Raw genomic sequence first — 26,005 nt, forward strand, 5'->3', positions numbered from 1 at the left:
TACGCAATAGCGCAGCCACAAGGGGAATTTAAATAATGAAACGCTTGACCTTGACCTTCGGCGCCAGCCTGCTGGCGCTGGCCGCGGGCGCGGCTTCCGCCCAGAACATCCGAATCGGCCTGCAGGAAGATCCGGACGTGCTGGACCCGCACCGGGCGCGCACGTACGTGGGCCGCATCGTCTTCACCTCGCTGTGCGACAAGCTGATCGACATCGATCCCAAGCTGCACTTCGTGCCGCAGCTGGCCACCTCGTGGTCGTTCAGTCCCGACAACAAGGTGCTGACCTTCAAGCTGCGCGAAGACGCGCTGTTCCATGACGGCTCCAAGTTCGACGCCGCCGCGGCCAAGGCCAACCTGGAACGGGCCATGTCCTTGCCGGACAGCCTGCGCAAGGGCGAACTGGCCTCGGTCGAAAAGGTCGACGCGCCTGATGCCGCGACGCTGGTGCTGACGCTGAAAAAGCCCGACGCCACCTTGCTGGCGCAACTGTCCGACCGCGCCGGCATGATGCTGTCGCCCAAGACTTTCACCGACGACGTCGCCGCCGTTGGCCGCAAGCCGGTGTGCTCCGGTCCCTACAAGTTCGTCGAACGCATCCAGAACGACCGCATCGTGCTGGAAAAATTCGACCAGTACTACGACGCCAAGGATTTCGCCTTCAAGCGCGTGACCTTCCTGCCGATCCCGGACACCACCGTGCGCCTGTCCAACCTGCGCGCGGGCGACCTGGACATGCTGGAACGACTGAATCCCTCCGACGTGCCGCAGGTCAAGAGCGACGCCAGCCTGACTTTCGCGCCGGTGGCCGGCCTGGGCTTCCAGCAGTTCATGTTCAACGTCGCCAACGGCAAGCGCGCCGAGGACAATCCGTTCAAGAACAAGCTGGTGCGCCAGGCGTTCCAGTACGCCATCGACCGCAACGCCATCAGCGAAGTGGCCGGCGGCGGCATCTTCGATCCGGCGCAGCAGCCGTTCCCGCCCGCCAGCCCCTACCACAGCGACAAGTTCCCGCCGACCAAGCGCGACGTCGCCAAGGCCAAGGCGCTGCTCAAGCAGGCGGGCTTCGACCGCGTGAAGGCCGAGGTCATGTTCGGCAACAACACCACCACGTCTTCGATCGCCGAGATCGTGCAGGCCATGGCGTCCGAGGCGGGCTTTGACCTGTCGCTGCGCCCGACCGAGTACGCGGCCCTGCAGAAGGAATCGGCCGGCGGCAACTTCCAGGTCGTGATGCTGGGCTGGTCGGGCCGGGTCGATCCGGACGGCAACATCCACGCCTTCGTCACCTGCAAGGGCGCGCTGAACGACGGCCACTACTGCAACCCGGAAGTGGACAAGCTGCTGAACGAGGCCCGCACCGTGCCCGACGAAGCCAAGCGCAAGGCCATCTACGACCAGGCGCAGACCATCATCCAGGACGAATTGCCCGGGGTGTATAACTACTATCAGCCCTGGCCCTTCGCCATGGCCAAGAAGGTCAAGGGCTTCACGCCTTATCCTGACGGCATGATCCGCCTGAAAGGCGTGACGTTCGCGCAGAAGTGATCGCGGCGCGGCAGTCAAGCGCCGCGCCAGCCGGACGCGCCTCGCGCGTCCGGTTGTCGTTTGCGGCGGCAGGGCGCCGCGGTTTATCTTCCGCGCCCCGTCCGCCGTTCCTGTCTTACGGTTTCTCATATGCTTAAACTCATCTTGCGCCGCGTGCTCGTCGCGATACCGACACTGATATTGGTGTCGATGATCGTCTTCATGCTGCAGAAAATCCTGCCCGGCGACCCGGTGCTGACACTGGCCGGCGAAGAACGCGATCCGGCCGTCCTGGACTACTTGCGCGACAAGTACCGCCTCAACGATCCTCTGCCCGTGCAGTACGCCGCCTGGGCCGGACAGGTCCTGCAAGGCGACCTGGGCAAATCGCTGCGCACCGACGTTCCCGTCACCACGCTGATCGGCCAGAAGCTGCCGGTCACGCTGCAACTGGCCGCCATGGCCATGTTCTTCGCGCTGCTGATCGGCATTCCCATGGGGATCGTCGCCGCGGTGCGCAAGGGCAAGCCCATCGAAATGGGCGCCAACATCGCCGCGCTGTCAGGCATGTCCATCCCCAACTTCTGGCTCGGCATCATCCTCATCATGGTGGTGTCGGTGCAGTGGAAACTGCTGCCGGCCTCGGGCTACGTGTCGCCGTCCGAGGACTTCTGGCTGTCGATCAAGACCATGCTGATGCCGTCCCTGGTGCTGTCCACGGCCATCGCGGCCTACCTCATGCGCCATACCCGTTCGGCCATGCTGGAAGCCCTGTCGGCCGACTATGTGCGTACCGCGCGCGCCAAGGGCGTGTCGCCGCGCAGCGTGGTGCTGCGCCACGCCCTGCGCAATGCGCTCATGCCGATCGTCACGCTGGTGACGCTGCTGTTCGGCGAACTGCTGGCCGGCGCCGTGCTGACCGAGCAGGTATTCACGATTCCGGGCTTCGGCAAGCTGGTGGTCGACGCGGTCTTTACGCGCGACTACGCGGTGGTGCAGGGCGTGGTGCTCTGCGTGGCGGTGGGTTTCATCATCATGAACCTGCTGGCCGACATCCTGTACATCCTGGTCAATCCCCGCCTGAGGCACTCATGAGCGCAATTCCTGCAACGGCCGCAGCCGTCACGCCGCCCCGCAGCCGCAACCGCGCCTGGGGCAAATTCAAGCGCAACCACATCGCCATGCTGGGCCTGGGGATCGTGCTGTTCTTTGTCGTGATCGCCATCCTGGCGCCGCTGATCGCCAGCCACGATCCCTTCCAGACCAGCTTCACCACCATCCGCAAGGCGCCCTCGGCGTCCTACTGGCTGGGCACGGACGAGCTGGGCCGCGACATCTTCAGCCGCATGGTCTATGGCGCCCGCGCGTCGCTGATGGCGGGCCTGGTGTCGGTCCTGATCGCGCTGGCGGTGGGCGTGCCCTTCGGCCTGGCCGCCGGCTACTTCGGCGGCTGGACCGACAGCATCATCTCCCGCGCCACCGAAGCGCTGCTGGCCATTCCCTTCCTGATCCTGGCCATCGCGCTGGCCGCGTTCCTTGGACCCAGCCTGACCAACGCCATGATCGCCATCGGCGTCTCGGCCGCGCCCAAATTCATCCGCCTCACGCGCGGACAGGTGCTGGCGGTCAAGAACGAGGACTACGTGCAGAGCGCGCGTGCCCTGGGCGCGTCCGACCTGCGCATCATCGGCCGGCACGTGTTCCCCAACGTGATGCCGCCCTTGATCGTGCAGGCCACCATCACCATCGCCACGGCCATCATCGCCGAGGCCAGCCTGTCGTTCCTGGGCCTGGGGCTGCAACCGCCGAATCCGTCCTGGGGTTCGATGCTGAACACCGCGAAGAACTTCATGACCCAGGCGCCCTGGATGTCCATCTTCCCCGGATCGGCCATTTTCCTGGTGGTGCTGGGCTTCAATCTGCTGGGCGACGGCCTGCGCGACGCGCTCGATCCGCGTCAGGAAAAGTAATCACCATGACAACAACAATGGACCCCAAGCGCGTCGTCCAGGTCAACGACCTGACCGTGCGCTTCAAGACCCCCGAGCGCACGGTGGAAGCGGTGCGCAAAGTCTCCTTCCACGTCGACCGCGGCGAGACCCTGGCCATCGTCGGCGAATCCGGCTCGGGCAAGTCGGTGACCTCGCTGGCGCTGATGCGCCTGGTCGAGTATGGCGGCGGCCGTATCGTCAATGGCGGCATGCTGCTGCGCCGGCGCAGCGGCGAAGTGCTGGACCTGCTCAACGCGCCCGACAGCACGCTGCAGCGCGTGCGCGGCGCGGACGTGGCCATGATCTTCCAGGAGCCCATGACGTCCCTGAACCCCAGCTTCACGGCCGGCAACCAGATTGCCGAAGCCCTGCAGCTGCACCAGGGGCTGGACGCCGCCGCGGCCCGCGCCGAGACGCTGCGCATGCTGGAGCGGGTGCGCATCCCCGAGGCCCGCGCCATCCTGGACCGCTATCCGCACCAGCTATCGGGCGGCATGCGCCAGCGCGTCATGATCGCCATGGCGCTGTCGTGCAAGCCCCAGCTGCTGATCGCCGACGAGCCGACCACGGCCCTGGACGTGACCATCCAGGCCCAGATCCTGCAGCTGATCCGCCAGTTGCAGGAAGAAATGGACATGGGCGTGATCTTCATCACGCACGACATGGGCGTGGTGGCGGAAGTGGCCGACCGCGTGCTGGTCATGTATCGCGGCGACAAGGTGGAAGAGGGCAGCTCGGACGAGGTCTTCGCCCGTCCGCAGCACGCCTACACGCGCGCGCTGCTGTCGGCGGTGCCGCGGCTGGGCGCCATGCAGGGCACGGACGAGCCCGCGCCGTTCCCGCTGCTGCGCGTGGACGACGCCACGGCGCGACCGCAAGCCGCCGCGCCCGTCGCGGCCGCGTCCACCGTGCGCCGCGAAAACGGCCCGGTGCTGAAGGTGCGCGACCTGACCACCAGTTTCGACATCACCGGCGGCATCCTGGGCCGGGTGCAGAAGCGCGTGCACGCGGTGGAGAAGGTCAGTTTCGACCTGTATCCGGGCGAGACGCTGTCGCTGGTGGGCGAGTCCGGCTGCGGCAAGACCACGACCGGCCGTTCGCTGCTGCAGCTGGTCAAGAGCAAGGCCGGCAGCATCGAATTCGACGGCAAGAACATCGGCGCGCTGCGCGGCAGCGCCATGCAGACCCTGCGCCAGCACATCCAGTTCATCTTCCAGGATCCGTTCGCCTCGCTGGATCCGCGCATGACGGTGGGCTACTCCATCATGGAGCCGCTGCTGATCCACGGCGTAGCGCGCGGCAAGGCGGCGCAGGACCGGGTGCGCTGGCTGATGGACAAGTGCGGCCTGTTGCCGGAAATGATCGACCGCTATCCGCACGAGTTCTCGGGCGGCCAGCGCCAGCGCATCTGCATTGCGCGCGCCCTGGCGCTGAACCCCAAGGTGGTGATCGCCGACGAATCCGTGTCGGCGCTGGACGTGTCGATCCAGGCGCAGATCGTCAATCTGTTGCTGGACCTGCAGCGTGAACTGGGCGTGTCGTTCCTGTTCATCTCGCATGACATGGCGGTGGTCGAGCGCGTCAGCCACCGGGTGGCGGTGATGTACCTGGGCCAGATCGTCGAGATCGGCCCGCGCCGGGCCATCTTCGAGAACCCGCAGCATCCTTACACCAAGAAGCTGATGGCGGCGGTGCCCATCGCCGACCCGCAGCGCCGCCACCGCGAGCGCTCGCTGCTGGTCGACGAGATCCCCAGCCCGATGCGCAAGCTGGGCGACGATCCGCTGGTCGAGCCCCTGGTCGCCGTGGGCGAAGGCCACTTCGTGGCCCGCCATTCGATCGGGGTCTATTGAGGCAGAAGGCCGCCGGCTGGCAGCCGGCGGCATCCCCCCGCTGCGTGCAGGGGGAGCCGAAACTAGCGCTTTTCCAGCGCCAGCTTCAGGCCGAAGGCGATGAAGACCGCGCCCGTCATGCGGTCCAGCCCGCGCATCACGGCCGGCCGCGACAGCCAGCGCGCCAGCGGGCGCGTCGCCGCCACCAGCACGCCAAACCATACTATCCCCAGCATCGCGTGTATGCCTGCCAGCAGCAGGCTGAAGCGCAGCACGTCCGCGCCCGCGGGGATGAACTGCGGCAGGAAGGTGATGTAGAAGATCCCGATCTTCGGATTGAGGGCATTGGTCAGGCAGCCGCGCATGAACCAGCCGCCGGCGCTGGCCGCCGCGGCGGGGGCGGGCGGCGCGGAATCGGGGGTGGCTTGCTTGCCTTGCCGGGCGCCCCACAGCAGCTTCACCCCCAGATAGAACAGGTATAGCGCGGCGCAGATGCGCAGCGCGTCGTAGGCCAGGGTCGATACCAGCAGCAGCGATCCCAGGCCGAATGCCGCCACCACGCCCCAGGCCAGGCATCCGGCGGCGATACCCAGGCCAGCCATGAGCGCGCGGCGGCCGCCCTCGACGGCGGCGGTGCGCAGCACCAGGGCGGTATCCATGCCGGGCGTGACGGTCAGGATGGCGGCGGCCAGGGTAAAGGCGAGCAGGGCGGCGGTGGCGGTCATGGGCGGGGTCCGGTAGCGGGCGTGGCGAGGCGGAGCTGGCCAGTGTAGCGCCGCCGGGACGGCGTCCGCGGCCGTCTGTCGCCGTGCCGCAGCGCCGCAGGCGTTATCATGGCGGCCTTCAGCAATTCGCTACATTCACCGGATTTACGCCATGGCCCTGCGCGCCACCATCTACAAGGCCGAGCTCAACGTCGCCGACACCGACCGCCACTACTACGGCAGCCACTCGCTGACGGTCGCCCGCCATCCCTCGGAAACCGACGAGCGCATGATGGTGCGGCTGGTCGCCTACGCCCTGCACGCGCAGGAGGAACTGGCCTTCACCAAGGGGCTGAGCGACACCGACGAGCCCGACCTGTGGGTCAAGGACCTGACCGGCGCGGTCAAGCTCTGGATCGAAGTCGGCCAGCCCGAAGAGCGCCGCATCCTGCGCGCCTGCGGCCGCGCCGACGAAGTCATCGTCTATTGCTATGGCGGTTCCGCCAGCAAGATCTGGTGGGACGGCGTGAAGAACAAGCTGGAACGCACGCGCAACCTCAAGATCGTGAACCTGCCGTCCGACCAGACCCGCGCCCTGGCCCAGCTGGCCGAGCGCACCATGCGTCTGAACGCCAACATTTCGGACGGCGTGGTGTATTTCTCGGCCGACAAGGGCGAGGTCAGCGTCGAGCCGGAAACCTGGCGCTAGGTTCCCGGCGGGCACGCTATTCGCGCTTGATGCCGGCTTGCTTGACCAGGGCCGGCCAGCGTTCGCGTTCCATGGCTATGAGCTTGGACAGCGCCGCGCCATCGGTGAGCTCCGGTACCGTGCCCATATTCTTCAGCGCGTCCAGAAAGGGCGTGTTTCCAGACATGCCGCGGATGGCCGCGCCGATTTTCGCGACCGCCGCCGGGTCCATGGCGGCCGGTCCGAACAAGGCAAACCAGGCATCGACCTGAAAATTGTCGATGCCGGCCTCCTGCATGGTTTGCACGTCGGGCAGGATGGCCGCGCGGTGGGCGCTGGTGACGGCCAGGGCGCGCAATTTTCCAGATTGGATGAACGGCAGCGCAGACGGCAGGTTGTCGAACAGCAGGTCGACCTCGCCGCCGAGCAGCGCGGTGATGGCCGGCGCGCCTCCCTGGTAGGGCACGTGGGTCAGGTTGAGGCTGGTGCGCGCCTTGAACAGTTCGCCCGTGAGATGCGGGCCGTTACCCGTGCCGGTGGAGGCGAAAAAGCCGCCGCCCTTCTTGTTTTTCAAGTAGGCGATCAGTTCCTGCACGGTCTTGGCCGGCGTGGCGGGATTGACCACCAGCACGTTCGGCACGCTGGCCACCAGGCTCAGCGCGGTCAGGTCCTTCTGCGAGTCATAGGGGATATTGGCGTAGGTGGCGTAATTCAGCGCCAGGTTGCCCGCGCTGCCCACGCCCAGCGTATAGCCGTCAGGCTCGGCGCGAGCAACCTGGTTCGCTCCCAGCCCGCCGCCCGCGCCGGGCTTGTTTTCGACCGCGACCGGCTGTTTCAGCGCCTGCATCAATTGCTGTCCCAGCGCGCGCGCCAGCAGGTCCGTGGTGCCTCCCGGCGGATACCCCACCAGCAGTCTGATCGGTTTGGAGGGGTAATCCGGCGGCGCCGCCGTGGCGCCAGCGGCGAGGATGGACAGCGCCAGGCCCAGCAGCGTTTTTCCCAGTGGTATGCCTTTCATGGTTTGTCTCCGTGTGGCGGGGCTATTGTTGTTTGAATACGGTCCAGAGCTTGCCGTCAGCGCTGTCGCCGCCGTCGTTTTCCAGGTCCACGGCCAGGCGCAGTATGGCGGCATTGAAGCGGAAAGGGGGACGGTAGGCCTCGGTCAGCGGCACGCCCGCCAACCCGCAGGTCAGACCGGCGGTGGTGCTGTAGGTCCACCAGGTTTTCGGCAGCTCAAGTTCTCCCATCAGTTCGCCGTTGACGCGTAGCGCGATGCGTCCGGCATTCTGGCCAGTGCGCGTGAATTGCAGCGTGACGGTGGCGGTGCCTTGCGGCAGCGGGACCGCCAGGCGATGGGCGACGGTTTCTGTATAGATGTACTCGTAGACCAGTTCACCGCCCAGGGCGTACAAGGCAAAGCCGGCGAATCTGCTGCCCCAGGAAAAGACCACGCCTTCGGTGGCGCCCGACAGGTCCGCCAATTCCGCCGTGATGCAGTAGCTGCGGTCGCTGATTTCCGGAACCATGAAGCGGTCGATGCGCGCCATGTCCGGCTGGAATTCGTAGTGCGTGCGGGTTTGCGTGCCCAGGAAGTCGCGGGCGCGCTCGGCCTCGCGGTCGTCCAGCGGCAGCACGCCGAACTCGTCCGCCTGCTGCCACCACAGGTCCAGCAGTTCCCGCAGCTTGTCGGGATGGGACTGGGCCAGATCGCGCGTTTCGGTGAAATCGTCGTCCAGCTTGTAGAGTTCCCAGCGGTCCTCGGTGTCGTAGTCCTGGCCCTTGACGTGGCGCGCCACGGCTTTCCAGCCGCGATCCCAGATGGCGCGGTCGCCCAGCAGTTCGAAATACTGGGTGGTCTTGGCGGTGGGGGCATCGGGCTCGGCAAAGCTGTAGCGCATGCTCACGCCATGCAGCGGCAGCTGCTTGTAGCCCTGGTGGACGGATGGCGGCTCCACGCCCAGGCAGTCGAGCACCGTCGGGACGACGTCGATCACATGATGAAACTGGGTGCGCAGCCCGCCGGCCTGCTTGATGCGTTCCGGCCAGTGCATGATCAGCGGGGCGCGCACGCCGCCGCCATGGGTGTCCTTCTTGAACCACTTGAGCGGAGTGTTGGAAACCTGCGCCCATCCCATCGGGTAATGGCTGAATGAATGCTCGCTGCCAATCAGGTCGATATGGGGCAGGGCGGAGGCCACGGTTTCCTGTTCGTGGGTCATGTGCTTGCGCATATTGATCGCGCCCGTGGGGCCGCCCTCGGCGCTGGCGCCGTTATCCGACAGCAGCACGATCAGCGTGTTGTCCAGCTGTCCGATGGACCGCAGATAATCCACCAGGCGGCCGATCTCGGCATCGGTATGGTCCAGGAACGCCGCGTAGGTTTCCTGCAGGCGGCAGCCCAGGCGCCGCATGTCTTCCGACAGATCTTCCCATGCGCCTATGCCGGGATTGCGGGGAGCCATCTCCGCGTTCTGCGGAACCACGCCCATGGCCTTTTGCCGGGCGAAACGTTCGGCGCGCACGGCGTCCCAACCCTGGTCGTAGCGGCCCTTGTACTTCTGGATGTAGTTGGCGGGAACCTGGTGCGGCCAGTGGCAGGCGCCAAAAGCCAGGTAGCTGAAAAATGGCCGGTTGTCGGACGAGGTCACGTGATCGCGGATCTGCGAGATGGTCTTGTCGACCAGGTCGGATGACAGGTGGTATCCCGGTTGCGGCGCGATATGAATGGGGTGGTTGTCCTCGTAGAGCTCGGGATTCCATTGGTCGATCAGGGCGCCATGAAAGCCGTACCAGCGGGAGAACCCGCGGCCCAGCGGCCAGTCGCCGTGCGGCCCCGATGCACCGTAATCGGCGAGATTGGTCAGATGCCATTTGCCGGTGGCGTAGCAGCCATAGGCATAGTCGCCCAGGATCTCCGGCAAGGTGGCGGCCTGGCGGGTGATCCGCCCTTGATAAGAGGGATAGCCGTTGGCCCATTCCGAAATGATGCCCACGCCGACCGAATGCGCGTTGCGCCCGGTCATGAGGCAGGCCCGGGTGGGCGAACACATGGCGGTGACATGGAAGTTGGTATAGCGCAGCCCGCCCGCAGCCAGCCGGTCCATGTTCGGGGTGTGGATCTCGGAGCCGTAGCAGCCCAGGTCGGAGAAGCCTACGTCGTCGAGCACCAGGAAGAGGACGTTTGGCGCCTGTTCGGGAGCTGCTGGCTTGCGCGGCCAGTCCGGCGTCGAATCGCGGTAGGTCTTGCCGATGACGCCGTTGAACGAGTGGTCGTTGGGGTGAGGCATTGCGCGGTCTCCGTGGGTATCGATTCGTTGTGCCTGCATCGTAGGCCGCTGTACCGCAAAGCCAGTGGTACAGTTGGCCGCTACAGTTGGATATCCGCCATGGCCACTCGTTTCCCGCCGGACCTTCTTTCCGAGCAGATCGCCAACCAGATCAAGCTGCAGATACGGCAGGGTGATCTGGCCCCAGGCGCCAAGCTGCCCTCGCTGCGGCACTACTCGCAGATCAAGGGGGTCGCCAAGAACACGGTGGTGCAGGCCTATGAACTGCTGGTGGCGGATGGCTATGTGGAGCCTCGCCATGGTTCGGGGTTCTACGTGGTGGGCGTGCCGCAGGCGCCGGTTTCGGCGGAGCGCTGGGCGCCGGCCCTGGATCACGCGCTGGCGGGCATCGGCATAGACCGGTCGGCGTTCCATCTGGCTGGAGGCGGCCATTCGGTGGGCGAGGGCCTGCCGCCCTCGGCCTGGCTGGAGAACTGCCGGCTCGACCGCTACATGCACAAGATCGGGCGCAGCGGGCTGGGCAGCGTGTTCCGCTACGGCGACCCCTACGGCTATCTGCCGTTGCGCCAGAGCATTTCGCAAAAGCTCGGCGCCTATGGCATCGAGGCGCGTTCGGACCAGATCATCCTCACCCAGGGCGCCTACCAGGCGGTCGATATCCTGATCCGCCACATGGTCCGGCCGGGAGACACCGTGCTGGTCGACGCGCCCGGCTTCTATCCCACCTTCAACAAGCTCAGCCTGCAAGGCGCAAGAATCATTGGGGTGCCCCGAACGCCGCTAGGGCCCGATCTGGTTTTTCTGAAGCGGGCGCTGCGGGCCAGCCGGGCCAAGCTGTTCTTCACGCAGTCCGTGGGCCATAACCCGACGGGCAGCGACATTTCTGCGGAAACAGCGCGCGAGCTGCTGGCGCTGGCGGCTTCGGCGGGGCTGACGATCGTCGACGATGATGCGCTGGCGGACTACAAGCCGGGGCATTGCGCGCGCCTGGCCTCGCTGGACCAGCTGGAAAACACGATATACGTGGGGAGTTTTTCCAAGTCGCTGTCCAGCGTGGTGCGCGTCGGCTTCCTGGCCTGTGCGCCGCGGCATGTCAGGGAACTGGTGTCGGTCAAGACCGTGCTGTCGCTCAACAGCTCCCCGTTCGCCGAGCGCACGGTTCATGCGGTGATCACTGAAGGACGATTCCACAAGCACGTGCTGGACCTGCAACAGCGGACCCGGCGCGCCGTGAAGGATGCGCTCAGGCAGTTTGGCAAGCATGGCGCGACCGTGTTCTGCACGCCCGAACATTCGCTCTTTCTCTGGGTCAAGCTGCCTGGCGTGGAGGACGCGGCGGCATGCACCCGTGCTCTGTTGGAACGCGGCTTCGCGCTGACGCCCGGGGCCATATTCCTGCCCGAGCCCGGAGCCGTCTCGCCGTGGTTCCGGTTCAATGTGGGCTTCATGCAGGATGCGGAGCGGATGTCCGCGTTATGGCGGGCGATCGCGACGCAGCAGCGCGGAGCGTGAGGCCCGGGCCGTGCCGCGCGCCTCAGCCGCAGGCGTCGGCGGCCTGATTCCCGGGATCGGCGCAGGCGCGCCAGCGGGCCTCGTCCATGGCGGGCAGCAGCAGCACCCGGCTCATCAGGTCCGAATACCAGAAGATCCTGCCAGGCTTGTCGCGCATGGCCTGCCAGACGCGCGCCTGCGCGTCCGCCGAGAGCGGCGCGCGGCCTTGCGCGTCGGTCACGCCCTGGGCCAGGATGGTTTGCGTGTCCGGATTCCAGGACTGCATGTCCGGATCGTCCAGCGCCACCTCGTCGGCGATGCTGACGATGCGCCAGTCATTGCCCGGAACCTCGGTGGATAGCTGGTTCAACTCTGCCTGGTGCACCGGATAAGGGCGGGAGTCCGGGGAGGCGTGCGCGACGGAGGCGTAGGATTTGGCGCCATCCCCGGGGGAATAGCGGCGCACATAACGTTGTTTTGGCTGACCCTCGGCATCATAGGTCTGGACCTGGAATGCGCCGCCTTGCTCGGCGGTATCGATGGCGCGCAGCAGGCGGCCTGCGGCGTCGCGCGCGTAGAACCGGCCGGCGGCCGGCTCTTGCCTGGCGTCGCAAGCTCCATCGCTGAAGGCGGTCAGTGCGCCCCGGGCATCGCGTTTCAGGCAGGCCTGGCCGCTTGCCTCGTAGGTGGCCGGCCGGCGCACCGCGGTCTGTTCGTACTCGACCACGCGCGTCAGGGCGCCGTTGCCGTCGTATTCCAGCGTGTAACCGCCCGACAGGAAGGGGGCGGCGTCGCCGCGCCGGGGCAGGTCGTAGGACTCCGCGCGGCACAGCCGGCCATCGTCGTCGAAGTACAACCTCGTGGGCGCCCGCGAGGCGCTCTCCAGCCGGTAGGCGGACCAATCGACCTTGTCCATCCAGGTCCGGGGCATCGGATCGCCGGTTTCGTCGACCCATACCGGCTTGTTGCGGGCGGCAACGCGTTCGCCCCGGCGGCCCAGCAGGACACGGTCGCCGCCCAGGCCGACCGAGACGGGCACCGCCTTCAGCGCCACGGGCGCGGCGAAATCGACGGCGGCCGGGCCGCAGGCCGCCAGGGCAGGGCCGGCATGCGCGATGGCCGCCAGCAGCAGGACCAGTCGCTTACGCATATTGCTGCGTATCCATGAACTTCACCAGATCCCAGAATTCCTTGGACACGCCGCCCAGCCGCAGCTTGCCCTCATGTTCCTCGAACAGCAGGAAGGGGTAGGCGTCGCGCTCCAGGGTGCCGGGCGCGGGCAGGCGGTAGGGCTTGAAGTTTTCGGGGTCGTTGAAAAAAGACTCCAGCCGGCCGCCGCCGTCCACGTGCATGTAACGCACGCGCAATACTTGTTTCTGATACTTGGCCTGCGTTTCGGGGTAGTTGCCGCCGTCGCTCGCCACCACGGCGTTGGCCAGGGCGGCCAGGAAGACGCGTTGCAAGCCTGCGTAGTGGACCTCGCCGCTGGTGGAGTCGCCGGGCGCCTCCACCAGTGTCCTGACCAGCTGGGTGCCGCGGGAAGCCGGCACGATGGTCTTCGCGAACAGGCTGTCGATGTCGGCCTTGGCCGGATCGGGCGATTGCCGCAGGCGCTGCAGGTCGGCGCGGAAGTCCTCCAGCCATTGCCGGTAACGGGCGTTCTCCGCCTGGCGGTCGAACGCCTGGGCGTGGGCCAGGCCGCCGTGGAGGGTGATCAGGATGGCCAGCAGCAGGAGCCAGGCGCGTTGCAGCAGGCGGGTAGGGTGTTCCATAGGCCGGTGATCATATCGTTCAAAATGATGCTATTTTGGTGCAGAGCGTGACAAAATGTCAGTCATGGCCACCGGCATGGCCATGTCTATGAATCTCGTGTTGAGTCAGGTCCAGACATGCCAGCAACAGGTGACGTTCCCCCTGCATGCGCGCCCGCCGGCGGCGCGGAGAATGTGCAAACCGGGCTCGACGGCCCCCTGGACCGGCTCGTCCGCTTGGCCAGGCGGCAGTTCGGCGTGGACATGGCGCTGGTCGCCTGCAGCGACGCCGACGGCGTCTGGCAGGCCCAGGCAGGCGCCTTGCCTGCCGCCGCGGCCGGCACGCTTCCTTTCTCCGTGGATTGCCCGCTGCATGCCTGCGACGGCCGCCGGCTGGGTACGTTCCGGCTGCTGCACGGCCAGCCGCGGGACTTCGGCGACGAAGACCTGGATGCCTTGCACGATTTCGCCAAACTGGCCGTCGCGGCCGTCGAGAAGCGCGAGGCCCTGGCGGCGGAACGGGCGGCGGAAGACGGCTGGCGCACCGAGGCGCGCAATCTGTCCATGGCCATTGCAGGCAGCGGCACGGGCATCTGGGACCGCAATGTCGTAACCGGCGAAATCACCTATTCGCCGGGCTGGAAGGCCCTGCTGGGCTACGCCGAATCCGAAGTCACCAACCGCATCGAGGACTCCTACAAACGCCTGCACCCCGACGACGCCGACTATGTGCGCGCCGCCATGCAGGCGCATTTCGAGGGCAAGACCGAGAGCTACGAAGTCGAGCACCGCATCCTTTGCAAGGACGGCAGCTACAAGTGGATCTGCAGCCGCGGCAAGGTCGTCAGCCGCGACGCGCAGGGGCGGGCCTTGCGCATGATGGGCACCACCACCGACATCAGCGCGATGCGCGCGATGTCGGAACGCCTGCGGCGCACGGCGGACCTGCTGGTCAACCTGACCGACGCCGTGCCGGGCATGGTGTTCCAGTGCGGCCAGCGGCCCGGGGGCGGGTCGCGCTTCCTGTATGTCAGCGCGGGCATCTGGGACATGTTCGAACTCACGCCTTACGAGGTGCGCACCAACCCCGCGGCGATCGAGCTGCGCGTCCATCCCGAGGACCTGGCCACCTATCACGCCTCGCTGCAGGCCGCGGCCGCGGCGCAGACCCCTTGGCACCTGGAGTTCCGCGTCTGCCTGCCGCAGCAGGGCCTGCGCTGGCGCCAGGGCGACGCCAGTCCGCGCAAGGCGGCCGACGGTGGCGTGGTCTGGCACGGTTTCGTGACCGACATCACCGACCGCAAGCGCGCCGACTTCGAACTGCGCGAACTCGCCGCCACCGACGCCCTGACCACGCTGCCGAACCGCCGCCATTTCATGTCGCGCATCGCCGCGGAACTGGCCCGGATCAAGCGCCAGGGCAGCGATTGCGCCGCCGTGCTGATGTGCGACCTGGACCATTTCAAGCGCATCAACGACACCTGGGGCCACGCCATCGGCGACGGCGTGCTGCAGCACTTCGCCAATACGCTGCGGGCCCAGCTGCGGGCGGTCGACCTGGTGGGGCGCATCGGCGGCGAGGAATTCGCCGTGGTGCTGCCGGATACCGACATCGAGCGCGCGCACGCCTTCGCCACGCGCGTGCAGCAGCGCATTGCGGCCGCGCCGTTTTCGCTGGGCGACGACCGGCATATTCCGCTGACGGTCAGCATCGGCATCTCGACCATGCACACCATGGACGCGGACGCCGAGCTGGCGCTCAGCCGCAGCGACCGCGCCCTGTATTACGCCAAGCAGCGCGGGCGCAACCGGATCGAGTCCGCGCCCTCAGTGTTTTCCCGATAGAACAACCGTCTAAGTCATTTGTTCCATTGACGGTACATTAGGACACTCCTAGAGTTCCCGTCATGGGAACCTCATTACCTCTGCCGAAGTACCACCAGATCTACCTCGTCCTGCGCGAACAGGTGCAGGAAGGGCGCTTCGATCAGGACGGCGTGCCAGGCGAGCACGCGCTGGCCCACCAGTTCGACGTGGCCCGCATCACCATCCGCAAGGCCATGGAGATGCTGGTGGCTGACGGACTGGTGTCGCGCCGGCCCGGCCTGGGCACCTGGCCGCTGCGCGCGCCGGCGAATCCGGCCAGCGCGCCCAAGGCCAATCCGCCGCAGAAGGCGCACCTCACCGGCCTGCTGGAGAACATCGTCAACATGGGCCTGCGCACCTCGGTGCAGGTGCTGGACAGCGCCCTGGTGTCGGCGCCGCCCGTGGTGGCCGAGGCGCTGGACCTGGCGCCCGGCGCGCCCGTGCACAAGAGCCTGCGCGTGCGCAGCACCGAGGCCGGGCCGCTGTCCCACATCACGACCTACGTGCCGCAGGCCGTGGCCGATTTCACGCGCGCAGACCTGGAGCGCGAACCCCTGCTGATGTTGCTGGAAGCGGCCGGCGTGGAGTTCGGCGGCGCGACCCAGACCATTTCGGCGCGGCTGGCCGATGCGCAGGTGGCGCGCCACCTGGACGTGGCCGTGGGCTCCGCGCTGCTGGCCGTGACGCGCATCGTGCGCGACGTGAACGAGCGGCCGGTGCAGCTGCTGCAAGGCCTGTACCGCCCCGATCGCTATCAGTACCAGTTGCAGCTGTCACGCGTCGGCAGCATCGACGCCAAGGTATGGGTCAGCGAAGAGCTGTCCGCCCAATTCCATTGAACTCTCGGAGATCGCCCATGAATTCGCGCCGCACTTTCCTCTATCAATCCGCCGCCGCAGCTGCCCTGGTGTCGGCGCCATGGGTGGCACGCGCCCAGGGCGCCAAACCCGTGAAGGTCGGCATCCTGCATCCGGTGACGGGGGCGCTGGCCTATTCGGGCCAGCAATGCCGCTTGGGCGCGCTGCTGGCGATCGAGGACATCAACAAGGCCGGCGGCATCAAGTCGCTGGGCGGCGCGCCGCTGGAAGCCATGCTGGGCGACGCGCAGTCGCGCCCCGAGGCGGGTTCGGCCGAGGTCGAAAAAATGAACGAGGCGGGCGTGTCGGCCATCGTCGGCGCCTATGCGTCGGCGATCTGCCTGGCCACCACGCAGACCGCGGCCAAGTACAACCTGCCGCACGTGGTGGACGTGGGCGTGGCCGACCAGATCGTCGAGCGCGGCCTGAAGAACACTTTCCGTTTCGGCCCGGGCTACCGCGCCTGTAGCGAACGCGCCATCACCGACCTGGCCGCGCTCAACGACGCGGCGGGCAAGCCGGCCAAGACCGTGATGATCGTGCACGAGGATTCGCTGTTCGGCACCGGCACCGCGGCGCTGCTGTCCAAGGCCCTGCCGCAGCATGGCTTCGAGGTCAAGGACGTGGTCAAGCATCCGAACCCGACCCGCGATTTCAACAACATCGTGCTGCGCATGAAGTCCCTCAATCCGGACATCGTGATCCCGGCCAACTACTACAACGAATACGCCTTGCTGCTGCGCGCCATGAAGCAGCAGAAGGTGCAGCCCAAGGCGATCTACTCGGTGCTGGGCGGCGCGGCCTCCAGCTACAAGTTCCTGAAGGAATTCCCCGACATCGCCAACGGCATCCTCGACTGCAACCACTGGTTCAACCCCAAGGATGCGCGCGTTGCCCCGCTGAAGGCGCGCGTGGAAGAGAAGGGCGCCTACTTCAGCTACGAGGTCTTCATGACCTATACCTCGGTGCTGCTGCTGGCCGACGCGCTGGAACGCGCCAAGTCCGCCGACCGCGCCGCCATCACCGAGGCGCTGGCCTCCAGCACCTTCTCGGACCACATCATGCCCTACGGCCCGACCAAGTTCGTGGACGGCCAGAACACCGGCGCGCAGCCTCTGCTGACGCAAGTGATCGGCGGCGACATCAAGGTCGTCATCCCGGCCGACTACCGCCAGGCCGATGCCATCTTCCCGCTGAAGGCCTGAGCGTGCTCGATCCAGCCATCCTCTTTTCCTCGGTGCTCAACGGGCTGACCACCGGCGCGGTGTACGCGCTGATCGCCCTGGGCCTGACCTTGATCTACGGCGTGCTGCACATCATCAACTTCGCCCATGGGGCGGCGTTGATGGTGGCGCTGTACGCCGTGTATCTGCTGAAGGACCGCCTCGGCATCGACCCCTACGCCGCCTTGCCGCTGGTGGTGGCGGGCATGTTCGCGCTGGGCTATGCCCTGCAGCGCTACGTGATCAACCGCGCCAGCCACGGCAAGGACGAGAACATCCTGCTGGTGACGCTGGGCCTGGCCATCGTGCTGGAGAACCTGGCGCTGGTGTGGTTCAAGTCGGACACGCGCACCATCGACACGGCCTACACGCTGTCCACGGTGGAGATCGGGCCGGCCATGATCGCGTTGCCCAAGATCATCGCCTTCTGCGGCGCGCTGGCGGTGGCGGCGGTGCTGTTCTGGATCATCCGCAGCACCGACCTGGGCCGGGCGATCCGCGCGGTGGCCAAGGAAAAGCAGGGCGCCAAGCTCATGGGCATAGACGTGGAAAAGGTCTACGCGCTGTCGTTCGGCATCGGCATGGCCTGCCTGGGCGCGGCGGCCTGCTTCCTGCTGCCGGCGTACTACGTGAATCCGCAGGTCGGCGGCGGCTTCGTGCTGGTGGCCTTCACCATCGTGGTGCTGGGCGGCATGGGCAGCTTCGTGGGCGCGCTGGTCGGCGGCCTGCTGATCGGCGTGGTGGAGTCCATCGGGGGCCTGTTCCTGGGCGACTCGCTGGGCCAGATGGGCATATTCGCGATCTTCATCGCGGTGCTGCTGTTTCGCCCGCAGGGGCTGTTCGGGGCGAGGGGCTGAGCATGGGCAAGGATCTTTTGACTATCGCGCTGTTCGGCGCGGCGCTGGCGGCCGCCGCCGCGCTGACGGAGTCGGGCGTCGCCCTGACCTTCGTGATGATGTCGCTGTACGCGGCGCTGCTGTCGCAGGCCTGGAACATCCTGGGCGGCTACGGCGGCCAGCTGTCGTTCGGCCATGCGCTGTTCTTCGGCGTGGGCGCTTATGCCCAGGCGCTGGGCCAGCTCAACCTGGGCATCAACCCCTGGCTGGCGCTGCCCATGGCCATCGCGCTGGGCGCGCTGGTCGGGCTGGCGGTGGGCGGGCTGACGTTCCGCTATGGCCTGAAAGGCTCCTATTTCGCGCTGGTGACGCTGGCGTTTGCGGAAGTGTTCCGCATCCTGGCGCTGTCGGTGTCGTTCACCGGGGGCGGCGTGGGCCTGATGGTGCCGTTGCAGGAGGGCGTGGCGAACATGCAGTTCGCTTCGCGCCGCGGCTACATCTACCTGCTGTTGGGCTTCGTGCTGCTGGCGCTGGTGGTTACGGCATGGCTGCGGCATTCGCGCTTCGGCGCCTATCTGCAGGCGGTGCGCGACAACGAGGACGCGGCGCGCGCCATCGGCGTGAATCCGCTGCGGGTCAAGCTCGGCGGCATCGCGCTGTCGGCCGCCTTCATGAGCGCGGCTGGGGCCTTCTACGTGCAGGTGTTCCAGTACATCGATCCGGGCATCGCCTTCGGCTCGGCCGTGTCGGTGGAGGCGCTGGTCGGCGCCATCGTCGGCGGCCTGGGCACTCTGTGGGGACCGCTGCTGGGGGCGGTCACGCTGCATGCGCTGAGCGACCTGACGCGCAACCTGTTCGGCGAGCTGCCGGGCATCAGCATGGTCATCTACGGCGTGGTGCTCATCGTGATCGTGATGTTCCTGCCCCGCGGCATCACCGGCAGCGGTCAGGCTTTGAGCCGGCTGTTCAGTGCCAAGGAGCGCGCCCGTGTCTGAGATCCTGCTGCAAGCGCGCAATCTTTCCATCACTTTCGGCGGCCTGAAGGCAGTCCAGGACGTGAGCCTGGACGTACGCCAGGGCTCGCTGACGGCCCTGGTCGGCCCCAACGGCGCGGGCAAGACCACGCTGTTCGGCCTTTTGTCCGGTTTCCTCAAGCCCGGTTCCGGTTCGGTGCATTTCGCCGGCGCGGACATCACCGGCCGCCCGCCGCATGAGTCGGCGCGGCTCGGGCTGACCCGCACCTTCCAGATCGTGCAGCCCTTCGGCGCGCAGACGGTGCGCCAGAACATCGCCGTGGGAGCGCACTTGCGCCTGGGCAACCGCCGCGAGGCGCTGGAAGCGGCCGAAGAGGTGGCCGCCCGAGTGAACCTGCAAGCCTTGCTGGACCGGCCGGCGGCGGACCTGACCGTGGCCGGACGCAAGCGACTGGAGCTGGCGCGCGCGCTGGCCACGCGGCCGCGCCTGCTGCTGCTGGACGAAGTATTGGCGGGGCTCAACCCCAGCGAGATCGACGAGATGATACCGGTGGTGAAGAAGCTGGCCGACGACGGCGTGACCGTGTTGATGATCGAACACGTGATGCGCGCGGTGATGAGCCTGGCCGAGCACGTCTGGGTACTGGCGCAGGGCCGCCTGATCGCCTCGGGCACGCCGGGCGAGGTCACGCGCGATCCGGCGGTGGTCGAGGCCTATCTGGGCCAGGGCGCGGCGGCCAGGCTGGCCGCGCAGGGAGCGCCGGCATGAGCGCGCTGCTGGAAGTCCAGGGATTGCGCGCCGGCTACGGCCGCATGGAAGTGCTGCGCGGCGTCGACCTGCGGGTGGACCAGGGCGAGATCGTGGTGCTGTTGGGCAGCAACGGCGCCGGCAAGTCCACGCTGAACAACACGGTCTGCGGGCTGTGCCGGCCTTGGGGCGGCACGGTGCGCTTCGAAGGCCAGGACCTGACCGGCCGCCATTACCGCGACGTGGTCAAGGCCGGACTGATCCAGGTGCCCGAAGGCCGCCGCGTGTTCCCCAACCTGAGCGTGCGCGAGAACCTTGAACTGGGTTCGTTCACCCGGGCCCGCGAGCGCCGCGCCGCCAACCTGGAGAAAGTGCTGCACATCTTCCCGCGCCTGCGCGAGCGCCTGGTCCAGCTGGCCGGCACCATGTCCGGCGGTGAACAGCAGATGCTGGCCATCGGCCGCGGCCTGATGGCCGAGCCGCGCCTCCTGATCCTGGACGAGCCGTCGCTGGGCCTGTCGCCGCTGATGGTCGAAGAGCTGTTCGGCTTGATCACGCGCCTGCATGGCGAGGGGCTGGCGATCCTGCTGGTGGAGCAGAACGTGGGCCAGTCGCTGGAAACGGGACAGCGCGCCTACGTGCTGGAAAACGGGGCGGTGCGCTATAGCGGCGCCTGCCCGGAATTGATGGCCAGCGACGACGTGCGCCGGGCCTATCTCGGGATGTAGCTATGGCCGAGCCTCAAACACTGGCGCAGAAGCTGATCGCGGCGGCCTGTGGCCGCGCTTCCGTCGCCGAGGGCGAAATCGTCACCTGCGCGGTCGACCTGGCCATGTTCCATGATTCCAGCGGCCCGCGCCGCCTGCAGCCCATGCTGCAGGAACTGGGCGCCACGCTGTGGGATCCGTCCAGGATCGTGCTGGTCATCGACCACTACGTGCCCGAATCCGACGACGAATCGCGCCGCATCGTGCGCATCGCGCGCGACTGGGCGGCCGAACAGCAACTGCCCAACGTCTATGACTCGCTCGGCATCTGCCACGTGGTGGTGCCGCAGCACGGGCATATCCGTCCCGGCATGTTCTGCGTAGGCGGGGACTCGCATTCGCCCACGGGCGGCGCGTTCGGCGCCTACATGTTCGGCATCGGCAGCACCGAGATGCTGGGCGTGGCCGTCACCGGGCAGATCTGGGTGAAGGTGCCGCAGACCCTGATGATGCGCTGGAACGGCCGGCTGTCGGCTGGCGTGACCGCCAAGGACATGATGCTGCACATGATAGGCCGCTATGGCATGAACGGCGGCCGCTACCAGGCGGTGGAATTCTGCGGCGAGGCGGTGCGCGCCTTGTCGATGCAGGAACGCATGACCTTGTCCAACATGAGCGCGGAGCTGGGCTCGCAGGTCGGCCTGATCGCGCCGGATGCCACCACGGTTGCCTACCTGCGCGAGGCAGGCGTCACGGACGAGATCGATCTGGCGCGCTGGCGCAGCGACGAAGGCGCGCAGGCCGAGTGGCACGAATTCGACGCCGCGGCGCTGGCGCCGCAGGTTGCCGCGCCGCACAGCCCGGCCAATGCGCGCGACGTGGATCAGTATGGCGACGTGCCGCTGCAGGTGGCCTACATCGGCGCCTGCACCGGCGCCAAGCTGGAGGACCTGCGCGCCGCGGCCAGCGTGCTGCGCGGCCGCCGGCTGGCCGCCGGCATGCGCCTGATGGTGGCGCCGGCCAGCCAGCAGGACCAGCGCCAAGCCGAGGCGGAAGGGGTGATGCAGACGCTGCGCGAGGCCGGCGCCGATATGCTGGCCACCTCCTGCGGCGCCTGTGCGGGCTACGGCGGGTCCATCCCGGACGGCGCCAGCGTCATCGCCACCACGGCGCGCAATTTCAAGGGGCGCATGGGCTCGGAGACGGCCCAGGTCTATCTGGCCTCGCCCTATACGGTGGCGGCATCGGCGGTAGCCGGCCGCATCACCGATCCCCGGGAGTTCATGGCATGACCGAGCAGTCCGTGACGCACCGCGTCTGGCGCGTGGGCGCAGATATCGACACCGACGCGTTGGCGCCGGGCGCCTATATGAAGTTCGGCATCGACGAGATCGCGCGCCATTGCCTGCAGCGCGTGCGGCCCGAGTTCGCCGCCGGCGCGCGGCCGGGCGACGTGCTGGTGGCCGGCCCGAACTTCGGCATCGGCTCCTCGCGCGAGCAGGCGGCTGCGGCGCTGGTGCGCCTGGGCATCGCCGCGGTGGTCGCGCCATCCTTCAACGGCCTGTATTTCCGCAACGCCTTCAACGTGGGCCTGCTGCTGTTGACCTGCCCACAGGCCGAAACCCTGCAAGAGGGCGAGCGCATCGCCCTGGACCCCGCCGCCGGCCGCATCCGCCGCGCCGCGGGGCAACCCGCGGAACTGCATTGCGACACCGTGCCCGCCTTCCTGCTGGAAATGGTGCAGGCCGGCGGACTGCTGAATTTGCTGAAACAGCGCAAGACTCATTAGGAACCACATCATGCTTGATCCCGTCACACTCGCGGTCCTGAAAGGCCGCCTGGAACAGATCGCCGACGAGATGGACGCCACGCTGTACCGCAGCGCGTTCAATCCCATCATCGCCGAGGCCCATGACGCCTGCCACGGCATGTACGATGCCGCCACCGGCGCCACGCTGGTGCAGGGCAAGTCCGGCCTGCCGGTATTCGTGGGCGCGATGGCCTTTGCCGTCAAGGCCGCGGCCAAGGCGGCCGCCGAGCGCGGCGGCATGGTCGACGGCGACGTCTGGCTGTTCAACGATCCCTATGAAGGCGGCACCCACGCCAATGATTTCAAGCTGGTGCGTCCGGTGTTCCGCGACGGCAAGCTGTTCTGCTTCCTGGCCTCGGCGGCCCATTGGCATGACGTCGGCGGCGCGGTGCCGGGCAACTACAACCCCGCCGCCACCGAATGCTGGCAGGAAGCCGTGCAGATTCCGCCGGTGCGCATCGTGCGCGCGGGCGTGCTGGACCTGGACGTGCTGGCTATTCTGAAGGCCAACACGCGCCTGCCGGACAGCCTGTGGGGCGACCTGAACGGGCAGCTGGCGGCGCTGGAACTGGGCGCGGGCCGGCTGGACGGCCTGCTCGACGAATACGGCGACGCCACCGTGCTGGAATCGCTGGACACCTTGCGGGAGCGGGCGCGCCGCCTGATGCGCGACCACATCTCGCGCCTGCCCGACGGCGAATACGCCTTCGAGGACATGCTGGACAACGACGGCGTGCGCGACCAGCCGCTGCGCATCGCGCTCAAGCTCATCGTCCAGGGCGACCGCCTGACGCTGGATTTCACCGGCACTTCGCCTGCCTGCGCCGGGCCGGTGAATATCTCCCGCGCCACGGCGATCGCGGCCTGCTATGTGGCCCTGAAGCACCTGTTCCCGGACGTGCCGGCCAATGCCGGCGTGCTGGACGCGGTGGACGTGGTGCTTCCGGACGGCCTGGTGATCTCGGCGGACCGCCCGCGACCGGTCGGAGGCTACACGGAAACCATTCTGCGCATGATCGACGTGATCTTCTGCGCCATGGCCCAGGCCGAGCCGGCGCGCGCGCTGGCGCAGGCCTACGGCACCATCAATGCCTTGTCGATCGCCGGCTACCGTAGCGACCCCGCCCGGCGCGGCCAGCGCTGGGTGATGTTCAGCTTCTTTGGCGGCGGCCATGGCGGCCACTCGGACGGCGACGGGCTCAGCCATGGCAACGCGCCCATCTCCACGGCCACCATTCCGCCGCTGGAAATCCTGGAAGCGGCCTATCCCGTGCGTTTCACGCAATGGGCGCTGCGACCCGATTCGGCGGGCGACGGCCAGCACCGCGGCGGGCTGGGCGCCATCTATGAAATCGAACTGCTGGAAGACAGCGCCGAGGCCTTCATCTTCGGCGAACGCGGCAAGAGCGCGCCCAAGGGTATCGCCGGCGGCAGGGAAGCGGCGCTGAACGTCTTCCGCTATCAGCTGGACGGCGGCTGGCAGACGCCACCCATGCGTTCAAAGATGCTGGGCATCCAGCTCAAGCGCGGCGACCGGGTCCGCCTGGAAACACCGGGGGGAGGCGGTTACGGCGAGCCTGCCGCGCGCACGCAGGCGGCGCGCGAGCATGACCGCAAGATGGGTTACGTGAGCGGAAATCTGAAGGAGCAGTCGGCATGAGCGCGGCACAAGGTTTGGTCGTAGGCGTGGACGTGGGCGGTACGTTCACCGATATATTCGTGCTGGACGAGGCGGGCGGCAGCGCCCGCGTGGTGAAGGTGCCTTCCACTCGCGGCGAGGAAGCGCGCGGCTTCATGAACGGCATCGCCCGCGTCGCCGACGGCGCGGACGCCATCGCCACCATCGTGCACGGCACGACGGTGGGCACCAACGCGCTGCTGGAGCGCAAGGTGGCGCGCACCGGCATCATCACCACGGCCGGCTTTCGCGACGTGCTGGAAATGCGCCGGCGCGACCGGCCCCAGACCTGGGGCCTGCGCGGCAACTATGAGCCGGTGGTCCCGCGCGACCTGCGTCTGGAAGTCGAAGAGCGCGTGCTGGCCGACGGCACCTTGCATACGCCAGTGAACCTGGCCCAGGTCGAGGCCGCGGCCCGCCAATTGCTGGAGCAGGGCTGCGAGGCGGTCTGCCTCTTTTTCGTCAACGCCTATGCCAATCCGGCCAACGAGGCGCAGGCCGCGGCCTGCGTGCGCGCGCTGTGGCCCAACGGCAACGTCACCGCCGCCACCGAGGTGCTGCCCGAGATCCGCGAATTCGAGCGCTGCTCCACCGCCGTGCTCAATGCCGCGCTGCAGCCGGTGGTCGGCGGCTATCTGACCCGGCTGGAAGCGGACCTGAAGGACAACGGCTTCGGCGGCGAACTGCTGGTGGTGCAGAGCAACGGCGGCGTGATGTCGCGCCAGACGGCCTGCGACGTGCCGGTGCGCACCGCGCTGTCCGGCCCGGCCGCGGGTGTCATCGCCTGCGCCGCCATCGCGCGCGCCGCGGGCTTTCCCAACGTGGTCAGCGGCGACATGGGCGGCACTTCCTTCGACGTGTCGCTGGTGGCCGACGGCGAGGCCTCGCTGTCGGCGCAGACCGCCATCGACTTCGGCATGGTGGTGCGCGCGCCCATGATCCAGATCGAGACCATCGGCGCGGGCGGCGGCTCTATCGCCAGCGTGGACGCGGGCGGCCTGTTGCAGGTGGGTCCCGAATCCGCCGGCAGCGTGCCGGGGCCGGCCTGCTATGGCCGGGGCAATACCCGTCCCACCGTGACCGACGCCAACGTGCTGCTGGGCCGCATCGCGGCCGAACGCCCGCTGGGCGGCGGGCTGCTTGCCACCATGGACGTGGCGCTGGCGCGCGCCGCCATCGAAGAGCATGTAGCCAAGCCGCTCGGCCTGGACGTGCATGCCGCGGCCGAGGCCATCCTGACCGTGGCCAATGCCAAGATGGCGGGCGCGATCCGCGTCGTGTCCATCGAGCGCGGCCATGACCCGCGCAAGTTCGCCTACATGCCGTTTGGCGGCGGCGGCGCGCTGCACGTCTGCGCCATGATGAACGAAGTGGACGCGGCCCGCGGCATCGTGCCGCGCTATCCCGGCGTGACCTCGGCCTTGGGCTGCGTCATGGCCGACATGCGGCACGACGGCGTGCAGACCTTGAACGTGGCGCTGGCCGCGCTGGACGCCGACGACCTGCTGGCCCGCATCGACGGCCTGGCGCTGGCCTGCCAGGAGCGGCTGGATTCCGCGGGCGTGGGCTTTCAGGGCATACGCGAGAGCATCGAGCTGGACATGCTGTACGTCGGGCAGAGCCATACGGTGCGGGTGGAAGTCGGGCGTGATGAACTGAACCGCGCCGGCATCGGCGCAGCCTTCGAGCGTGCCTACCGCGCCGCCTTCGGCCGCAGCCTGGACGGCATCGCGGTGCGCATCCTGAACCTGCGCTATGCGCGCATCGGCCAGCGGCCCAAGTTCGATCTGGCGCTGCTGGCGCCGACCAGCACCGCAATGCCGGACGCGCTGGGCACGCAACCCGTCTTCCACGGCGGGCAATGGCATGACGCCATGCGCTACGCGCGGCTGGATCTGCCGGTGGGCGCGGAGGTGGCGGGGCCCGCCATCCTGGAGCAGCCGGACACCACGATCTGGATCGAGCCCGGCTTTGCCGGCCAGGTCGATTCCCTGGGCAATCTGCTGATCGCCCGCCAGGTTTCCTAGGAGCAGAGC

At 67.7% G+C, this 26,005-nt stretch carries 22 protein-coding genes; 17 read left to right on the top strand and 5 right to left on the bottom strand.

Annotated features, from left to right (window positions below; all coding sequences use genetic code 11):
* Nucleotides 1-35 precede the first annotated feature (35 nt).
* The 4 genes from ACM1PE_RS09480 (at nucleotide 36) to ACM1PE_RS09495 (ending at nucleotide 5,370) form a co-directional block, all read left to right on the top strand.
* The gene (locus ACM1PE_RS09480; RefSeq protein ID WP_059374331.1) at nucleotides 36-1,547 is read left to right on the top strand and encodes an ABC transporter substrate-binding protein; all 1,512 of its coding nucleotides are present in this window, start codon (nucleotides 36-38) and stop codon (nucleotides 1,545-1,547) included.
* A 129-nt stretch (nucleotides 1,548-1,676) separates the two neighbouring features.
* Entirely contained in the window at nucleotides 1,677-2,621 is a 945-nt protein-coding gene (locus ACM1PE_RS09485; protein ID WP_059374332.1) for an ABC transporter permease, read from the top strand.
* Nucleotides 2,618-3,496: an ABC transporter permease gene (locus ACM1PE_RS09490; protein WP_054456608.1), complete on the top strand. Its 879-nt coding sequence runs from the start codon at nucleotides 2,618-2,620 to the stop codon at nucleotides 3,494-3,496. Before ACM1PE_RS09485 ends, ACM1PE_RS09490 begins: the two co-directional genes overlap by 4 nt.
* 17 nt (nucleotides 3,497-3,513) lie before the next feature.
* On the top strand, nucleotides 3,514-5,370 hold the full coding sequence (locus ACM1PE_RS09495; protein WP_118933543.1) for a dipeptide ABC transporter ATP-binding protein: 1,857 nt from the start codon (nucleotides 3,514-3,516) through the stop codon (nucleotides 5,368-5,370).
* Nucleotides 5,371-5,432: 62 nt separating this feature from the next.
* Here the strand turns inward: ACM1PE_RS09495 and ACM1PE_RS09500 are convergent, their stop codons facing one another.
* Nucleotides 5,433-6,074 (bottom strand): LysE family translocator, encoded by a 642-nt coding sequence (locus ACM1PE_RS09500; protein WP_306632851.1) that lies wholly within the window; start codon nucleotides 6,072-6,074, stop codon nucleotides 5,433-5,435.
* Between the two features lie 151 nt (nucleotides 6,075-6,225).
* Between ACM1PE_RS09500 and ACM1PE_RS09505 the strand changes: the two genes are divergently transcribed.
* Entirely contained in the window at nucleotides 6,226-6,762 is a 537-nt protein-coding gene (locus ACM1PE_RS09505; RefSeq protein ID WP_059374335.1) for a YaeQ family protein, read from the top strand.
* Between the two features lie 16 nt (nucleotides 6,763-6,778).
* Here ACM1PE_RS09505 and ACM1PE_RS09510 read toward each other — a convergent pair whose 3' ends face one another.
* A complete protein-coding gene (locus tag ACM1PE_RS09510) occupies nucleotides 6,779-7,759 on the bottom strand; it encodes a Bug family tripartite tricarboxylate transporter substrate binding protein (protein WP_419343093.1) in 981 nt (326 codons plus the stop codon).
* 22 nt (nucleotides 7,760-7,781) lie between these two features.
* Complete coding sequence (locus tag ACM1PE_RS09515; protein ID WP_419343094.1) at nucleotides 7,782-10,028, bottom strand: sulfatase-like hydrolase/transferase; 2,247 nt, start codon at nucleotides 10,026-10,028, stop codon at nucleotides 7,782-7,784.
* A gap of 99 nt (nucleotides 10,029-10,127) precedes the next feature.
* On the opposite strand from ACM1PE_RS09515, the gene ACM1PE_RS09520 reads away from it, so the two are divergent.
* The gene (locus ACM1PE_RS09520; protein ID WP_419343096.1) at nucleotides 10,128-11,540 is read left to right on the top strand and encodes a PLP-dependent aminotransferase family protein; all 1,413 of its coding nucleotides are present in this window, start codon (nucleotides 10,128-10,130) and stop codon (nucleotides 11,538-11,540) included.
* Between the two features lie 22 nt (nucleotides 11,541-11,562).
* Here ACM1PE_RS09520 and ACM1PE_RS09525 read toward each other — a convergent pair whose 3' ends face one another.
* Both ACM1PE_RS09525 and ACM1PE_RS09530 read right to left on the bottom strand, forming a co-directional pair.
* Entirely contained in the window at nucleotides 11,563-12,669 is a 1,107-nt protein-coding gene (locus ACM1PE_RS09525; RefSeq protein WP_419343097.1) for a hypothetical protein, read from the bottom strand.
* Complete coding sequence (locus ACM1PE_RS09530) at nucleotides 12,662-13,291, bottom strand: hypothetical protein (protein ID WP_419343098.1); 630 nt, start codon at nucleotides 13,289-13,291, stop codon at nucleotides 12,662-12,664. Before ACM1PE_RS09530 ends, ACM1PE_RS09525 begins: the two co-directional genes overlap by 8 nt.
* Before the next feature lie 117 nt (nucleotides 13,292-13,408).
* On the opposite strand from ACM1PE_RS09530, the gene ACM1PE_RS09535 reads away from it, so the two are divergent.
* The 11 genes from ACM1PE_RS09535 (at nucleotide 13,409) to ACM1PE_RS09585 (ending at nucleotide 25,996) form a co-directional block, all read left to right on the top strand.
* Nucleotides 13,409-15,115, top strand: a complete 1,707-nt coding sequence (locus tag ACM1PE_RS09535) for a sensor domain-containing diguanylate cyclase (protein ID WP_419343099.1) — start codon at nucleotides 13,409-13,411, stop codon at nucleotides 15,113-15,115.
* Between the two features lie 62 nt (nucleotides 15,116-15,177).
* Nucleotides 15,178-15,975: a GntR family transcriptional regulator gene (locus ACM1PE_RS09540; protein ID WP_059374342.1), complete on the top strand. Its 798-nt coding sequence runs from the start codon at nucleotides 15,178-15,180 to the stop codon at nucleotides 15,973-15,975.
* A gap of 17 nt (nucleotides 15,976-15,992) precedes the next feature.
* The gene (locus ACM1PE_RS09545) at nucleotides 15,993-17,198 is read left to right on the top strand and encodes an ABC transporter substrate-binding protein (RefSeq protein ID WP_059374343.1); all 1,206 of its coding nucleotides are present in this window, start codon (nucleotides 15,993-15,995) and stop codon (nucleotides 17,196-17,198) included.
* Nucleotides 17,199-17,200: 2 nt separating this feature from the next.
* Nucleotides 17,201-18,073, top strand: a complete 873-nt coding sequence (locus ACM1PE_RS09550; RefSeq protein WP_059374344.1) for a branched-chain amino acid ABC transporter permease — start codon at nucleotides 17,201-17,203, stop codon at nucleotides 18,071-18,073.
* Nucleotides 18,074-18,075: 2 nt separating this feature from the next.
* Nucleotides 18,076-19,047 (top strand): branched-chain amino acid ABC transporter permease, encoded by a 972-nt coding sequence (locus ACM1PE_RS09555; RefSeq protein WP_059374345.1) that lies wholly within the window; start codon nucleotides 18,076-18,078, stop codon nucleotides 19,045-19,047.
* Nucleotides 19,040-19,795, top strand: coding sequence for an ABC transporter ATP-binding protein (locus tag ACM1PE_RS09560; RefSeq protein WP_059374346.1), 756 nt, complete (start codon nucleotides 19,040-19,042; stop codon nucleotides 19,793-19,795). Before ACM1PE_RS09555 ends, ACM1PE_RS09560 begins: the two co-directional genes overlap by 8 nt.
* A complete protein-coding gene (locus ACM1PE_RS09565; RefSeq protein WP_419343101.1) occupies nucleotides 19,792-20,502 on the top strand; it encodes an ABC transporter ATP-binding protein in 711 nt (236 codons plus the stop codon). Before ACM1PE_RS09560 ends, ACM1PE_RS09565 begins: the two co-directional genes overlap by 4 nt.
* 2 nt (nucleotides 20,503-20,504) lie before the next feature.
* A complete protein-coding gene (locus ACM1PE_RS09570) occupies nucleotides 20,505-21,773 on the top strand; it encodes a 3-isopropylmalate dehydratase large subunit (protein WP_419343103.1) in 1,269 nt (422 codons plus the stop codon).
* Nucleotides 21,770-22,270: a 3-isopropylmalate dehydratase gene (locus tag ACM1PE_RS09575; RefSeq protein ID WP_059374354.1), complete on the top strand. Its 501-nt coding sequence runs from the start codon at nucleotides 21,770-21,772 to the stop codon at nucleotides 22,268-22,270. The genes ACM1PE_RS09570 and ACM1PE_RS09575 overlap by 4 nt, the downstream gene beginning before the upstream one ends.
* A gap of 10 nt (nucleotides 22,271-22,280) precedes the next feature.
* Nucleotides 22,281-23,951: a hydantoinase B/oxoprolinase family protein gene (locus ACM1PE_RS09580; RefSeq protein WP_419343104.1), complete on the top strand. Its 1,671-nt coding sequence runs from the start codon at nucleotides 22,281-22,283 to the stop codon at nucleotides 23,949-23,951.
* Nucleotides 23,948-25,996 (top strand): hydantoinase/oxoprolinase family protein, encoded by a 2,049-nt coding sequence (locus ACM1PE_RS09585; RefSeq protein WP_118933558.1) that lies wholly within the window; start codon nucleotides 23,948-23,950, stop codon nucleotides 25,994-25,996. Before ACM1PE_RS09580 ends, ACM1PE_RS09585 begins: the two co-directional genes overlap by 4 nt.
* Nucleotides 25,997-26,005: the final 9 nt, after the last annotated feature.

The sequence above is a fragment of the Achromobacter sp. PD1 genome (assembly GCF_048541815.1).
In the GTDB taxonomy this organism is placed as follows: domain Bacteria; phylum Pseudomonadota; class Gammaproteobacteria; order Burkholderiales; family Burkholderiaceae_B; genus Achromobacter; species Achromobacter bronchisepticus_A.